The 14,275-nt window shown below is 70.8% G+C and carries 11 protein-coding genes and 1 pseudogene; 9 read left to right on the top strand and 3 right to left on the bottom strand.

Annotation, left to right across the window (positions count from 1 at the left end):
* Positions 1-165: 165 nt before the first annotated feature.
* Positions 166-1,287 carry an LPXTG cell wall anchor domain-containing protein gene (locus E0H26_RS22700; protein ID WP_131306993.1) on the bottom strand — a complete coding sequence of 374 codons (1,122 nt, stop codon included), beginning with the start codon at positions 1,285-1,287 and terminating at the stop codon, positions 166-168.
* A 216-nt stretch (positions 1,288-1,503) separates the two neighbouring features.
* Here E0H26_RS22700 and E0H26_RS22695 point away from each other — a divergent pair, with 216 nt between their 5' ends.
* On the top strand, positions 1,504-2,394 hold the full coding sequence (locus tag E0H26_RS22695) for a sulfurtransferase (RefSeq protein WP_131306991.1): 891 nt from the start codon (positions 1,504-1,506) through the stop codon (positions 2,392-2,394).
* Between the two features lie 16 nt (positions 2,395-2,410).
* Here the strand turns inward: E0H26_RS22695 and E0H26_RS22690 are convergent, their stop codons facing one another.
* The gene (locus E0H26_RS22690; RefSeq protein WP_131306990.1) at positions 2,411-3,046 is read right to left on the bottom strand and encodes a TetR/AcrR family transcriptional regulator; all 636 of its coding nucleotides are present in this window, start codon (positions 3,044-3,046) and stop codon (positions 2,411-2,413) included.
* An 86-nt stretch (positions 3,047-3,132) separates the two neighbouring features.
* Between E0H26_RS22690 and E0H26_RS22685 the strand changes: the two genes are divergently transcribed.
* The 7 genes and pseudogenes from E0H26_RS22685 to E0H26_RS22655 all read left to right on the top strand — a co-directional run.
* Positions 3,133-4,314: an FAD-dependent oxidoreductase gene (locus tag E0H26_RS22685; protein ID WP_240742316.1), complete on the top strand. Its 1,182-nt coding sequence runs from the start codon at positions 3,133-3,135 to the stop codon at positions 4,312-4,314.
* A gap of 152 nt (positions 4,315-4,466) precedes the next feature.
* Positions 4,467-5,093: a TetR/AcrR family transcriptional regulator gene (locus E0H26_RS22680; protein ID WP_131306988.1), complete on the top strand. Its 627-nt coding sequence runs from the start codon at positions 4,467-4,469 to the stop codon at positions 5,091-5,093.
* Positions 5,094-5,275: 182 nt separating this feature from the next.
* The gene (locus E0H26_RS22675) at positions 5,276-6,643 is read left to right on the top strand and encodes an acetyl-CoA carboxylase biotin carboxylase subunit (protein WP_131306986.1); all 1,368 of its coding nucleotides are present in this window, start codon (positions 5,276-5,278) and stop codon (positions 6,641-6,643) included.
* A gap of 177 nt (positions 6,644-6,820) precedes the next feature.
* Positions 6,821-7,738, top strand: coding sequence for a hydroxymethylglutaryl-CoA lyase (locus tag E0H26_RS22670; RefSeq protein WP_131306984.1), 918 nt, complete (start codon positions 6,821-6,823; stop codon positions 7,736-7,738).
* Between the two features lie 295 nt (positions 7,739-8,033).
* Entirely contained in the window at positions 8,034-9,566 is a 1,533-nt protein-coding gene (locus tag E0H26_RS22665) for an acyl-CoA carboxylase subunit beta (protein ID WP_131306982.1), read from the top strand.
* A 96-nt stretch (positions 9,567-9,662) separates the two neighbouring features.
* On the top strand, positions 9,663-10,817 hold the full coding sequence (locus tag E0H26_RS22660; protein WP_131306980.1) for an acyl-CoA dehydrogenase family protein: 1,155 nt from the start codon (positions 9,663-9,665) through the stop codon (positions 10,815-10,817).
* Between the two features lie 126 nt (positions 10,818-10,943).
* A pseudogene (locus E0H26_RS22655) lies at positions 10,944-12,764 on the top strand (ATP-binding protein); the annotation flags it as partial.
* 267 nt (positions 12,765-13,031) lie between these two features.
* Here E0H26_RS22655 and E0H26_RS22650 read toward each other — a convergent pair.
* Positions 13,032-13,535, bottom strand: coding sequence for a MarR family winged helix-turn-helix transcriptional regulator (locus tag E0H26_RS22650; protein WP_131306976.1), 504 nt, complete (start codon positions 13,533-13,535; stop codon positions 13,032-13,034).
* 103 nt (positions 13,536-13,638) lie between these two features.
* Between E0H26_RS22650 and E0H26_RS22645 the strand changes: the two genes are divergently transcribed.
* Positions 13,639-14,220 carry a YceI family protein gene (locus E0H26_RS22645; protein WP_131306973.1) on the top strand — a complete coding sequence of 194 codons (582 nt, stop codon included), beginning with the start codon at positions 13,639-13,641 and terminating at the stop codon, positions 14,218-14,220.
* The last annotated feature ends 55 nt before the right edge of the window (positions 14,221-14,275 follow it).

The following is a 14,275-nucleotide window of genomic DNA, read 5'->3' as shown; positions in this document are numbered from 1 at the left end:
CCGCTACCCCGTCATCCGCAAGAACGCCATCCACAAGGGCAAATAACACCCCACCCCCACACCACCACGAACACACCCACACCACACCGCCAGACCACCCTGCCCACAGAACGGTCAAAACACGAGGCCCGCCGCGCGCAGCAGCGCGCGGCGGGCGGCCCAGCGCTACGCGTGGGGTAGGCGGTTTCGGCGTCGGGCGAGGAGCAGCATGATGCCGCCACCGGCCAGCATGACCAGACCGATTCCGGTGATCAGCCCGGTCTGCGATCCGGTGATCGGCAAGTTACCCCCGCCACCGCTGCCGCCGTCGTCTCCGCCGCTCCGGCGTGCGGCGACCACGACGGAGAATCCGTCCTGGTTGTCGCTGGCATCCACATCCGCCGCCGGTACGGCGACCGCGTTCACCGGAAGCTTGGTACGCACCAGGTCGGACTTGGCGTCGATCTCCTCGATCAAGCCCTCGACCTGCACGGTTCCGCCTTGCAGCGTGACGGGTGCCTTGGTGGCGGTCGACACCGTCACCAGATTGACCAACTCGACGGCGGAGTGGATGTCGTCCTTCGGGTCGGTGTCCGCACCGACCGGTACGAGCGCGAGCGTGTCGTAGGTGCAGACCGCAGACCGTCCGTCGTCGTCGGTCGCGCATTCCTCGGGCGGCTGGGTGAAGGTGACGCCCTTGGGCAGGCCCAGGGTGACCTTGACTCCGCTGACCGGCTTCCGGCCCTGGTTGACGATTTGGTACCGCACCGCGCCCGTCTCTCCGGGGTTCAACGGGCCGGTCGCTTCGAGCCGGCCGCCCGCATCGACGCGCACCGACTGCTTCACGTCCGGGGCGATTACCGACAGGTCAGCCTCGGAATCGTCGACGATCTTGAGCGTGAACGTCTTCTCGATGTCGGGCGACCTCTCGTCGTCCCAGTACGCGTGCGCGGTGACCACGAACGTGCCTTCGTACGGCTCGTTCTTCTCGCGGACACGTATGTTGAGAGGAATCTCCACCGTCCCGCCGGGTGCCGGCATCAACTCCGGATACTGCTGGTCAGCGAGGTAGCAGTAGAAATGGTCGGGCTCACCGTCGCACTCGCCGATGTCGGTGCCCGCCCCCGGCCACTCGACTGAGGCCTTTTGCCATGAGTCCGGATCGGTCGGGCGGACGTTGAACTGCCAGGCGGTCGGTGTCTCGTCGGTCGTCAGGTTGGTGAATCTCAGAAAGATCCTCTTCTTTTCGATCCCCAGTGGAGCCGTCGTACTGTTCAGATCGAAGGTGAACTTTGGTTCCGGGTCCACCGCAGCGGCGGGACCAGCGGGGACAGCAGTCCCGGCAAGGGCAAGCAACGTGGCGGCCACCGTTCGTGACAGCCAGCGACGACCAACAGCCACAGCAGAACCCCTCAGGTGAATGGTCAGTGTGGTAGATGACACTATTCGCAATCAGCTGCCGGTGCTAACCCCTTCACTCGGGACGCGCCACCCGCGGACCCGTAACTGGGTACCTTGGGAATCATGCCTGTGCCGAATGATCCCGATCCCCGACTCCAGTCGTACGCCGACCCGCAGCGCCTGGTCACCACCGAGTGGCTGGCGCAGCACCTGGGCGACGAAGGGCTCGTCGTCGTCGAGTCCGACGAGGACGTGCTGCTCTACGACACCGGCCACATTCCCGGCGCGGTCAAGGTCGACTGGCATCTGGAGTTGAACGACCAGGTGACCCGCGACTATCTGGACGCCGAGCGGTTCGCCGAACTCTGCGCCGCCAAGGGCATCGGCCGCGACGACACCGTCGTCTTCTACGGCGACAATTTCAATTGGTGGGCCGCGTACGCCCTCTGGGTTTTCACGCTTTTCGGCCACCCGGACGTGCGGCTGCTCGACGGCGGGCGGCAGAAGTGGATCGCCGAGGGGCGGGCGACGACCCGCGACAAGCCGAGCCGGCCGCGAGCGCAGTACCCGGTCCCGCGCCGCGACGACGCGCCGGTGCGGGCGTTCCGCGAGGAGGTCGCCGCGCACGTCGCGGCGGGTCGGCCGTTGGTCGACGTGCGTTCTCCGGGCGAGTACACCGGCGAGATGCTGCACATGCCGGACTATCCGCAGGAGGGTGCGCTGCGTGGCGGACACATCCCGGGTGCGGTGAACAAGCCGTGGAAGTCCGCCGCCAACGACGACGGCACGTTCAAACCAGCCGGTGAATTGCGTGCCATCTACGCCGACCAACTCGGGCTCAGCCCGGACGACGACGTCATCGCGTACTGCCGCATCGGCGAGCGCTCCAGCCACACCTGGTTCGTGCTGCGTCACCTGCTCGGCTACCCGCAGGTGCGCAACTACGACGGCTCCTGGACCGAGTGGGGCAACCTGGTCCGCGCGCCGGTCGTCAAGGGCCCGAACCCGACCTGATCCGTTGGCGGGTGGGTCAGGGATCGACCCGGGCCTGGGTCGGGTCGGCGGTGAGATACCGCTGGATGGTGGGGGCGAGCCAGGTGAGCAGGTCGGCAGGGGGAATGTCGACCATCGGTGGTAGGCGCAGGACGTAGCGGGTGAGCGCCACCCCGAGCAGTTGACTGGCGATCAGGCCGGCCCGGCGGGGGGCCTGGGTGGGGTCGGCCACCACCCGGGCCACCGCCACGCCGAGTTGGCCGGCGAAGATGGCGCGTACCCGCTCCGCCGCGCCCGGGTTGGTGCACGCCGTGCGCAGCAGGGCGGGCAGCGTCGCGTCCCCCTCCCACCGGGTCAGGAAGTGGCCGACCAGCGCTTCGCCGAGGCGCTCGGGCGGCACCCCGGCGAAGTCCGGCAGCCGCAGATCGAACTCGGCCGCCGCCGCGAACAGCCCCTCCTTGCTGCCGTAGTAGCGCATCACCATGGACGGATCGATCCGGGCGTCGGCGGCGATGGCGCGGATCGTCGCCCGGTCGTAGCCGTCGGCGGCGAAGCGGGCCTGGGCCGCGCGCAGGATGGCCGCCCGGGTCGCGTCCGAGCGGCGTGTCCGCCCCGCCCCGGCTGCCGGCTCCGCGTCCGGTCCGCCCCGCTGAGGGTGTACGCCATCAGTCATGTGACCGACCGTATGCCAACGGCTGTTGACTTCCCAGCTCGGGGGCGCCTAGCGTTGCCAACAAGTGTTGGCCAACGATTGTTGGCATGGCTCTCAGGGAGGTCGTCATGCTGCCCGAACGAACGGACGTCCTGATCGTCGGTGCCGGCCCAACCGGGCTGACCGCAGCGCTCACCCTGGCCCGCCGAGGGGTCGAGGTGACCCTGGTGGACGAGCGGGAACAGCCGCAGGTGACCTCGCGGGCGGCGGTCGTGCACGCGTACACCCTGGAGTTGCTGGACCGCATCGGCGCGGGCGCGCCGCTGGTGGCGCGCGGGCTGCGGGCGCCCCGGTTCAGCGTCCGCGACCGGGACCGGGTGCTGGTCACGGTGCCGTTCCACCGACTGCCGACCCGCCACCGGTACGCGCTGATGGTCTCCCAGTCGGTCACCGAGCAGGTGCTCACCGAACGGCTGGCCGAGGCGGGCGGGCGGGTGCTGCGACCGTACCGGCTGACCGGCCTGCACCACGACGCTGCCGGCGCGGTGGCGCGGTTCGACGGCGCGACCGTGCGGGCCCGATGGGTGATCGCGGCCGACGGAATCCACAGCACCGTACGGACCCTGGCCGGGATTCCCTTCACCGGGCCGGCCGACACCGAAGAGTCGTTCGTCCTGGCCGACGTGCTCGTCGACAGCACGCTGCCCCGCGACGGTGCGTCCGTCTTCCTCGCCCGTGGTGGGCCGCTGGTCTGGGCACCACTACCCGACGAGCGGGTCCGGCTGGTCGCCACGGCGACCGACCCGCCGGCCGAGCCCGACGCGGCATACCTGCAACGGTTGCTCGACGAACGAGGTCCCGCCCAGCGGCCGGACCGGGTACGCGAGGTGTTCTGGTCGTCCCGCTTCCGGCTGCACCGCCGGGTCGCCGAGACGTTCCGGGCCGGGCCGATCCTGCTGGCCGGTGATGCCGGTCACGTGCACAGCCCGGCCGGCGGGCAGGGCATGAACCTCGGCATCTGCGACGCGGTCGACCTCGGCGAGACCCTGGCCGACGTGCTGGCCGGCGGCCCCGACCGCCTGCTCGACGAGTACGCGGACCGGCGCCGCCCGCTCGCGCACGAGGTGGCCGGGTTCGCCGATCGGCTGACCCGGCTCGCCGTCGTACCGCCTGCCGGCCGGCCGGTCCGGAACCTGCTGCTGCGCCTGGTCTCGGCGCTGCCACCGGTACGCCACCGGGTCGCCCTGCGCCTGTCCGGCCTGAACCAGCGGGTCACCGTTCGGCAGTGACCACCCGAGGTGGGCAGGCCAGGGTCGGTGATCTGCCGGGACCACCGGCGGGCTTGTCTGCCGCCGTCGCTGCTCGGCCGGGTTTCCCGGTAATCGGACTGGCGGGTAACCGAGGCTGCACCCCGTCACCACCCGGGGTCTACGCTTGCCCGGTGACGGTGGAGCAGCGGGCCCGCGGCGCGAACAGCGGGGCCACGGGGACGGGGCGGCGCCGGTCCCGCAAGGACGAGATCCTGGAGATCGCGGTGGGGCTGTTCGCCTCTCGCGGCTACCACGGTGTGTCGATGGACGACATCGGCGCGGCGGCCGGCGTGACCGGTCCGGCGCTTTACCACCACTTCGCCGGCAAGGAGGCGATGCTGGTCGCCGCGCTGGTGCCGGTCAGCGAAGGGCTGCTCGACGGCGGTCGACAGCGCGCCGCCGCCCACCCGGGCGATCCCCGCGCCGCGTTGGAGTCGTTGATCGACTTCCACGTCGACTTCGCGTTGGCCAATCCCGCCGTCATCGCGTTGCACCTGCACGAGCTGGACCGGCTGCCCGAGGAGCCCCGGCGGCGCATCCGGCGCCTCCAGCGGCTCTACGTGGAGGAGTGGGTGACGGTGCTGACCGCGCTGCATGCCGGGCTGCCCGACGGCGAGGCACGGGTGCTGGCCCACGCCGCGTTCGGCCTGATGAACTCCACCCCGTTCCTCGGCGGCGAGGTCGACCGTCGGCGCCGCGCCGAGCTGCTGCGGGCGGCCACCCTCGCCGCGCTTCTCGCCCCCACCGCACCAGCCTGAGGTCTCTCCCTCCGCCCGCACCCAGTGGCGCGGGCGTCGACCCGCGCCGATGCTTCGCTGCTCAACGGCGTTAACAAGGGGCCCTTGCTATACCGGAGGCGTTAAGAGGGGGCCCTTCCTTGCTCCGTGGTGACGTGCTTTCCTAGCATGCGTTTCCCACCATCTGGACGCTCGGAGGAACCATGATCGAGTCGCTGCTGGTCGCCAACCGGGGCGAGATCGCCCGCCGGATCATTCGTACCGCGCGGCGGCTCGGCGTACGCGCGATCGCGGTGCACTCGGAAGCCGATGTCGATCTGCCGTTCGTGCGCGAGGCCGACGAGGCGGTCTGCGTCGGCCCGGCCAACCCGGCACAGAGCTACCGCAACACCGAGGCGATCCTCGCCGCCGCGAAGTCGACCGGCGCGCAGGCCATCCACCCCGGCTACGGCTTCCTGTCGGAGAACGCCGACTTCGCCCGTACCGTCGAGGCCGCCGGCCTGATCTGGGTCGGGCCGGGGGCGGACGCGATCAGCGCGATGGGCGACAAGATCAACGCACGCAACCTGATGGCCGCCGCCGGGGTTCCGGTGGCGCCCGGCACCACCGAACCGGCGGCGGACCTCGCGGCGGCGCTGGGCGCGGCGGCAGAGATCGGCTACCCGGTGATGGTGAAGGCCGCCGCAGGCGGCGGTGGCATGGGCATGGGCGTGGCGGTCGACGAGGACGCGCTGCGGACCGAGTACGACAAGGTGCGCGCGTTCGCCGAGCGGATGTTCGGCGACGGATCGGTGTTGATCGAGCGGTACTTCCCCCGGGTGCGGCACGTGGAGGTGCAGATCCTCGGCCTGGCCGACGGCCGGGTGGTGGCCCTCGGGGAGCGCGAGTGCTCGGTGCAGCGCCGCAACCAGAAGCTGGTCGAGGAGTCGCCCTCCCCGGCGGTGTCGCCGGAACTGCGGGCCCGCCTGCTCGCGGCGGCGGTACGGGCCGGTGAGGCGGTCAACTACCGCAACGCGGGCACCGTGGAGTGCCTGTTGGTCCCGCGCCAGCGGGACGGCAAGGATGATGATGCCGCCGCTGAGGAATTCTTCTTCCTGGAGATGAACACCCGGCTCCAGGTGGAGCACCCGGTGACCGAGCTGGTCTACGGCCTCGACCTCGTCGAGGAGCAGTTGCGGGTGGCCGCCGGCCTGGCCCCCACGTTCGACCCGGACGCGCTCGACCCGCGCGGCCACGCCATCGAGCTGCGGATCAACGCCGAGGACCCGAAGCGCTTCCTGCCCGGCCCGGGAGTGATCAAGACCTGGGTGGAGCCCACCGGCGAGGGGGTCCGCGTCGACTCCGGGTACGTCGAGGGCAACACCGTGACCCCGTTCTACGACAGCCTGATGGCGAAGCTGATCGTCAGCGCCGACACCCGATCCGAGGCGATCGCCCGGGCCCGCGCGGCCGTGGCCGACTTCGCCCTGGCCGGCCCCAAGAACAACCTCCCCTTCTTCGCCGAACTGCTGGAAAACCCCGAGTTCACCTCCGGCGACTACGACACCGCCCTAATCACCCGCATGCGCTAACCCCCAACCCCCCACCCGGTCGGCCGCCCCCGCCCGGTTGACGCTGCGTTGATCAAGAGGTTTGCGTCAGGATTCGGGCTCGACCCGACGCAAACCTCTTGATCAACCAGCCGGGTTGGTGGGGTGACATGCTGGTGGGAGCAGGAACAGCGCCGTGTCACAGTGAGGTGATTTCAGATGGCGGAACTGCCGGAGTTCGTGTCGATCCGGGAGGTCGGGCCGCGCGACGGGTTGCAGAACGAGGAGCCGATCCCGACCGAGGCCAAGGTGCGGTTGCTCGACGCGCTGTCGCGCACCGGCGTACGGCGGATCGAGGCGGTGTCGTTCGTACACCCCAAGGCGATCCCGCAGATGGCCGACGCGGACGAGGTGTGGCAGCGCGCGACGAAGGTCGACGGGGTCCGCTACTCGGCGCTGGTGCCGAACACCCGGGGCGCACAGCGCGCCCTGTCCGCCGGGTTCACCGAGATCGAAGTCGTCGTCTCCGCCAGCGACACGCACAACCGGCGCAACGTCAACCGCGCCACCGACGAGTCGCTGGACGACATCGCCGAGCTGATCGACCTGCTGCACGGCGCCGGGGCACGGGCCGAGGTGATCATCGCGACGAGCTTCGGCTGCCCCTACGAGGGGGACATCGACCCGGCCCGGGTGGCGGCCATCGTGGACCGGGTGGTCCGCGACGGCGCCGACCGCGTGGCCTTCGGCGACACCACCGGCATGGGTACGCCCCGACGGGTCCGTGACCTGCTCACCGCCGTACGCGACCGCAACGCGCACATCCCGTTGCTGCTGCACTTCCACAACACCCGGGGTACCGCCCTGGCGAACCTGTTGACCGCGCTGGAGTTCGGGGTGACCGAGTTCGACGCCAGCGTCGGTGGTCTCGGCGGCTGCCCGTACGCCCCGGGTGCCAGCGGCAACCTCGCCACCGAGGAGGCGGTGCACATGCTGCACGACATGGGCATCGACACCGGCATCGACCTGGACGCCCTGATCTCCGCCGCCGAACTGGCTGAGCAACTGACCGCCCGCCCGCTTCCCTCCGGAGTCCTCCGCGCCGGCCCCCGCACCCGCCTAACCCCCACCCCCTAACCCCACCCCACCCTGCCCTCCCTACCCGTTACCCCCCACGCCCCGCCCCCACCCCCACGCCCCGCCCCACCCCCACGCCCCGCCCGCCCGCCCCACAAGCTTTCGTCGATCATGCAGTTCTGGTCGGCTATTCGCGGCTTTCGTGATGTTTTGCGGCGACCGAAAGTGCAAGATCGCCGAGGCGGGGGCGGCGGCGGGGGCGGCGCTGGGGCGGGGCGGGGGTGAGGGTGGTGCGGGGTGGGGGTGGGTGCGGTAGCCTAACGATCGTTCAGGCTGATCGGGTTGGGGAGCCGCTGTGACGGTTGACGGTGAGGCGCTGGAGCGGCTGAATAAGCGCGTTCGGGGCGGCGGTGCGGAGAAGTACCACGCGGCTAACGCGGCCAAGGGGAAGCTGTTCGCCCGGGAGCGGGTTGCCCTGCTGGTCGACGAGGGGTCGTTCGTCGAGGACGGGCTCTACGCGAACGCGCTCGCCGACGGGCTGCCCGCCGACGGGGTGGTGACCGGCACCGCCACCATCGACGGCCGCCAGGTCTGCCTGATGGCCAACGATTCCACCGTCAAGGCCGGCAGTTGGGGTGCGCGTACCGTCGAGAAGATCATCCGGATCATCGAGCGGGCGTACGACACCGGTGTGCCGATGGTCTACCTGGTCGACTCGGCCGGGGCGCGGATCACCGACCAGGTGGAACTCTTCCCCGGCCGGCGCGGCGCCGGCAAGATCTTCTGGAACCAGGTACGCGCCTCCGGCTCGATCCCGCAGGTCTGCGCGCTGTTCGGGCCGAGTGCTGCGGGTGGTGCGTACATCCCGGCGTTCTGCGACGTGGTGGCCATGGTGGACGGTAACGCCAGCATGTACCTCGGCTCCGACCGCATGGTCGAGATGGTCACCGGCGAGAAGACCACCCTCGAAGCGATGGGCGGGGCGAAGGTGCACTGCGCCGAGTCGGGCGTGGGGCACTTCCTCTGCAAGACCGAGGCCGAGGCGCTCGACGTGGTCAAGCGCTACCTGTCGTACCTGCCGGCGAACTGGACCCAGCAGCCGCCGACCGCCGAGGCGGTCGAGGCGCCCGCCAAGGCGGACCTGGCCGCGCTGGTGCCGGCGAGCGAGCGGCAGGCGTTCGACATGCGGCGGTACGTCAAGGGCCTGCTTGACGAGGGTTCCTTCTTCGAGATCCAGGCGCTCTGGGCCAAGGAGCTGACCATCGGCTTCGGTCGGCTGAACGGCGAGGTCGTCGGCGTGGTCGGCAACAACTCGATGTTCAAGGGCGGCGTGCTCTTCGTCGACTCGGCCGACAAGGCGAGCCGGTTCGTGCAGCTCTGCGACGCGTTCAACGTGCCGCTGCTGTTCCTGAGCGACGTGCCCGGCTTCATGGTCGGCAGTGCGGTGGAGAAGCAGGGCATCATCCGGCACGGCGCCAAGATGATCACCGCGATCTCCGAGGCGACCGTACCCAAGATCTGCGTGGTGGTCCGCAAGGCGTACGGCGCGGGCCTCTACGCCATGGCCGGTCCGGGCTTCGAGCCCGAGGCGACGATCGCCCTGCCCACCGCGAAGATCGCGGTGATGGGTGCGGAGGCCGCCGTCAACGCGGTGTACGCGAACAAGATCGCCGCGATCGAGGACGAGGCCGAGCGGGCCGCCTTCGTCGCCGCCAAGCGCGCCGAGTACGAGCAGGACATCGACATCGTGCGGCTGGCCAGCGAACTCGTCATCGACACGATCGTCGAGCCGCACGAACTGCGGGCCGAACTGGTCCGCCGGTTCACCGCCGCCCGGAGCAAGGAGCGGCACTTCTCCCGGCGCCGCCACGGCGTCACTCCGGTCTGAACCGACGACCCGAGGACGACACCTGCGTCCGAGTGTCCCGCCACCGTCCCGGCGTCACGAGCGCCTGGCCATCCCCGTCCATACAGGAGGAACCCGATGGACTTCCGGCTCTCCGAGGAGCACCAGGCGCTGCGTGACAGCGTGCGGGACTTCGCCCGCGAGGTGGTCGCGCCGGTCATCGCCGAGCACTACGAGCAGCACACCTTCCCGTACGAGATCATCCGGCAGATGGGCAAGATGGGCCTGTTCGGCCTGCCCTTCGGCGAGGAGTACGGCGGCATGGGCGGCGACTACTTCGCGCTCTGCCTGGCTCTGGAGGAACTGGCCCGGGTCGACTCCAGCGTGGCGATCACCTTGGAAGCGGCGGTCTCGCTCGGCGCGATGCCGATCTACCGGTTCGGCACCGACGAGCAGAAGGCCCAGTGGCTGCCGAAGCTGCTCAGCGGCGAGGCGTTGGCCGGGTTCGGGCTCACCGAGCCGGGCTTCGGCTCGGACGCGGGCGGCACCGAGACCCGGGCCGTGCTGGACGAGGCGACCAACGAGTGGGTGATCAACGGCTCGAAGGCGTTCATCACGAACTCGGGCACCGACATCACCGTCCTGGTCACGGTCACCGCCGTCACCGGCATCCGGCCGGACGGCTCGAAGGAGCTGTCCACGATCATCGTGCCGAGCGGTACGCCCGGTTTCACCGTCGCGCCCGGCTACTCGAAGGTCGGTTGGACCGCCTCGGACACCCACGAGCTGACCTTCGACGACTGCCGGGTGCCGGCGGAGAACCTGCTCGGCGAGCGCGGCCGGGGCTTCGCCCAGTTCCTGCGCATCCTCGACGAGGGCCGGATCGCCATCGCCGCGCTCGCCGTCGGCCTCGCTCAGGGCTGCGTCGACGAGTCGGTCAAGTACGCCTCCGAGCGCCACGCCTTCGGTAAGCCGATCGGCAACTACCAGGCGATCCAGTTCAAGATCGCTGACATGGAGCTGAAGGCGTACACCGCGCGGCTGGCGTACTACGACGCGGCGGCCCGGATGCTGGCCGGCGAGCCGTTCAAGCGGCAGGCAGCGATCGCGAAGCTGCACGCCAGCACGATCGCGGTGGACAACGCCCGGGAGGCGACCCAGATCCACGGCGGCTACGGCTTCATGAACGAGTACCCGGTCGCCCGCTTCTGGCGGGACTCCAAGATCCTGGAGATCGGCGAGGGCACCTCCGAGGTGCAGCGCATGATCATCGCCCGCGACCTGGGCATGTGAGCCTGGCCGGCCCGGCGGTGTCCCTCCGCCGGGCCCGGCCGTGCCCTGTCGGGTTTCGGCATCGACCGGTCGGGTGGCTGACGCTCACGTGCCGGTTGTCGGGCCTGGCCCGTAATGTCCGTGGCCATGACTTTGGGTCATGATCGTTCATCGGGTTCGCCCGGTCAGTCGGGCCTCGCGGAGCTGCTGCGAGGGCACCGGCGGGCCGCCGGCCTCACCCAGGCCGAGTTGGCGGCCCGGGCCGGCGTTGGCGTGCGGACGGTTCGTGACCTGGAACGGGGACGGTCCTCGCGCCCGCAGCGCACCACCGTCGAGTTGCTCGCCGGTGCGCTCGAACTGGCCGGCACCGCCCGTACGGCGTTCATCGCCGCCGCTCGGGGCGTGGCGGGCGGCCCGGCCCGGGCCGACCTCGGCGCGCCGCTACCCATTCCGCCACCACCCGAGCTGATCGGGCGGGAGCGGGATCTGGCCGAACTCGTCGCCCTGTTGACCGACCCGCGCGGGCCTCAGGTGGTCAGCCTGGTGGGCCTGGCCGGTGTCGGCAAGACCGCACTCGCGCTGGCCGCCGGCCACGCCGTCGCCGCCGCCCACCCCGGTGGCGCGGCCGGAGTGCTGATCGGTGCCGGATCGGACGCCGCCGATGTGCTGGCCGCCTCGCTGAGCGTCTTCGGCGCGGCCCGGCTGGCCGAGCTGGCCGCCCGGCTCGGCGACCAGCGGGCGCTGCTGCTGGTGGACGCGGCCGAACGGGCGCCGGATGCGGTGGCCGGGACGATTCAGCGGCTGGTCGACGCGGTGCCCCCACTACGGTTGCTGGTCACCGGTCGGCATCCGGTGGGACTGCCGGGCGAATGGGTCCGGCCGGTGTCGCCGCTGGAGGTGCCGCCGCCGGGTGACGCCGATCCGACGGCGCTCGCCGGCTACCCGGCGGTGGCGTTGTTCACCGCCCGACTGGCGCAGGTTCGCCGGGAGCCACCGACCGACGCCGAACTGCCCGCGCTGGCCGCGCTGGTGCGGCGGCTGGGCGGACTGCCGCTGGCCATCGAACTGATGGCGGCGCGTGGTCGACTGCTCGACCTGACCGAACTGCTCGACCGGTACGGCGACCGGGTGCTGGACCTGGACACCTCGGCGGCGGCCCGCAGCGGATGGGAGGCCGGTCAGCCGCGCGGTGACGACGCCCGCGCGGCGGTGGCGGAGACCCTGCGCGACGCGGTGGCGACCAGCTACCGGCTGCTGGACGACGAGGAGCGGGCGGCGCTGCGCCGGCTCGCCGCGTTCGGCAACCGGTGGTCGGTCGAACTGGCCGAGGAGATGCTCGGCGGTACGGCCATCACCGCCGACCCCGTACCGTTGCTCAACCGGTTCCTCGATCTGGGGCTGCTGAGCGTACGCGGGGCCGGGCCGTTTCGCTTCCGGCTGGTCGACGCGGTTCGGGACTACGCCGTCGAGCGGGCCTCCGGTGCCGGTGAGTCGACGGTGATCCGCCGCCGGCACGCCCGGGTGATCACCCGATTCGTGGAGCGCACCGCGTCGGGGCTGGCGGGGGCCGAGGCCACCGCGGCAGCACACCGGATCGACGAGGTTTCCGGCGACATCAGCTCCGCGCTGGCGTACGCCGGGGTTGACGATCCACTCACCGCGTTGCGCCTGGCGGCCAGCCTGCCGCCGTGGTGGCGGCTGCGTGGGCGGGACGTTGCGGGGCGGCAGTGGCTGTTGCGGTTGCTCGCCGATCCGCGTACCGCCGATGCCGATCCGGCGCTGCGTGCCTGGGCGTCGCTCGGCGTGGCGGCCCTGGCCGGTGAGCACGGCGCCGCCGCAGCGGAGTTGCCGAGGGCCCGCGCGGCGTTGGAGGCGTTCCGGTGGCTCGGGGACGTCCGGGGCGAGTTGGCGGCGCGGAACACGCTGGGTGCGTTGCTGGCCAGCACGGGCCGTGCGGAGCAGGCCCGGGATTAGGCGGGGGAAGGGGTGGTGGCGCGGGCGAGGAAGCCCCCTCTTGCACCCCTCGCTCATCGCCCGCGCCGGCACCCCCCACTGCGCCCCCGCTGCTCCCGAAGACTAGCGAGGCGGCGGGAACCCAGCTGTCGGTTTTGATGGACTATCGCCCGTTGGGCGCCCGGTTCTGCCGCTCTTTCTGCCGCTGGCGTCACGTTCGGCTGGTCGACCGAACACGGGTTGTTCCCGCCGGGTGTCGACGGCGGAACAATCGGACGCCGATCAGCAGTCGGCGTCCGCCGGGTGGGCCGCCGAGCCGCCGCTGCCGGCCGTGGCGCAGGGGTGGACTGCGTCGCGCACCCGGCGCAGGCCGTCGAGCAGTGCGGTAAGCGCCGCTGGATCCAGTTGGCCGGTGAACCAGTCCTCGATGAGTTGAAGATGGCCGGGCAGGCTCTCGTCGAGCCGGCGCAGGCCGGCCGGCGTCACCACGGCGTACGAACTGCGCCGGTCGGACGGGCAGGCGCGTCGGGTGATCAGCCCGTCGCGCTCCATCCGGTCGACCACTCGGGTGACACCGCTGGTGGACAGCGAGGTCTGCGCGGCGAGGTCGGTCATCCTCAGCTGGTTGCCGGGCGAGCGGGCGAGGCGGGTCAACACCTCGAACTCGACCGATGACAGTCCGTGTTCTTCCAGCTGGGCGGCGAACCGGGCGGACAGCCCGGCGTGTACCTCAAAGAGCAGGCCAACAGCCGTGATGCGGGGATCGTCGAACACGTTCGGGTTCACCAGGCCATCCTAGCAGTACTTGACAGCAGGAATATTGCCGAGGATATAGTTGCTGAGGCAGTCGTTGGGCTACTAAACAATCTCTCCCGAAGGGCAGTCTCTCATGACCAGCAGCACCGAGTCGGTTACCCGCGAGTGGAACGGCCTTACCATCCCGGCGGCCGGCACCTACCTGCTGGACGCGGCGCACAAGCGGGTCGGCTTCGTGGCCCGGCACATGATGGTCAGCAAGGTGCGCGGTGAGTTCGCCGAGGCCAGCGCGACCATCACGATCGCCGAGGAGCCGCTGGAGTCCACCGTCACCGCGACCATCCAGGCCGCCAGCATCAACACCGCGCAGGCCGACCGGGACGTGCACCTGCGCAGCCCGGAGTTCCTCGACGCCGAGAAGTTCGCCACGCTGGAGTACCGCAGCACCGGTGTGAAGTCCCACGAGGGCAACGAGTTCGTCCTCACCGGCGAGCTGACCATCAAGGACGTGACCCGTCCGGTCGAGCTGAAGGTCGAGTTCGAGGGCGTCGGTCGTAGCCCCTTCGGCCAGGACATCTTCGGTTTCTCCGCGAGCACCGAGATCGACCGTGAGGACTTCGGCCTGACCTGGAACGTCGCCCTGGAGTCGGGTGGCGTCCTGGTCGGCAAGAAGATCAAGATCGAGATCGAGGGCGAGGCCATCCGCCAGTCCTGATCTCCGGTACGCCCCGACAGGCCCGCGCCCGCACCGCGCGGGCCTGTCGGCTGTC

Origin of the sequence: Micromonospora zingiberis (assembly GCF_004331455.1) — a bacterium.
GTDB classification, from domain to species: Bacteria; Actinomycetota; Actinomycetes; order Mycobacteriales; family Micromonosporaceae; genus Micromonospora; species Micromonospora zingiberis.
This window is presented reverse-complemented; position numbering and strand designations above follow the sequence as displayed.

Excerpts from the sequence above, each read along its gene's own strand:
- E0H26_RS22670 (WP_131306984.1), top strand. The coding sequence starts at position 6,821 with ATGGCGGAACTGCCGGAGTTCGTGTCGATCCGGGAGGTCGGGCCGCGC.
- E0H26_RS22690 (WP_131306990.1), bottom strand. The coding sequence starts at position 3,046 with ATGACTGATGGCGTACACCCTCAGCGGGGCGGACCGGACGCGGAGCCG.
- E0H26_RS22675 (WP_131306986.1), top strand. The coding sequence starts at position 5,276 with ATGATCGAGTCGCTGCTGGTCGCCAACCGGGGCGAGATCGCCCGCCGG.
- E0H26_RS22695 (WP_131306991.1), top strand. The coding sequence starts at position 1,504 with ATGCCTGTGCCGAATGATCCCGATCCCCGACTCCAGTCGTACGCCGAC.
- E0H26_RS22660 (WP_131306980.1), top strand. The coding sequence starts at position 9,663 with ATGGACTTCCGGCTCTCCGAGGAGCACCAGGCGCTGCGTGACAGCGTG.
- E0H26_RS22685 (WP_240742316.1), top strand. The coding sequence starts at position 3,133 with ATGGCTCTCAGGGAGGTCGTCATGCTGCCCGAACGAACGGACGTCCTG.
- E0H26_RS22645 (WP_131306973.1), top strand. The coding sequence starts at position 13,639 with ATGACCAGCAGCACCGAGTCGGTTACCCGCGAGTGGAACGGCCTTACC.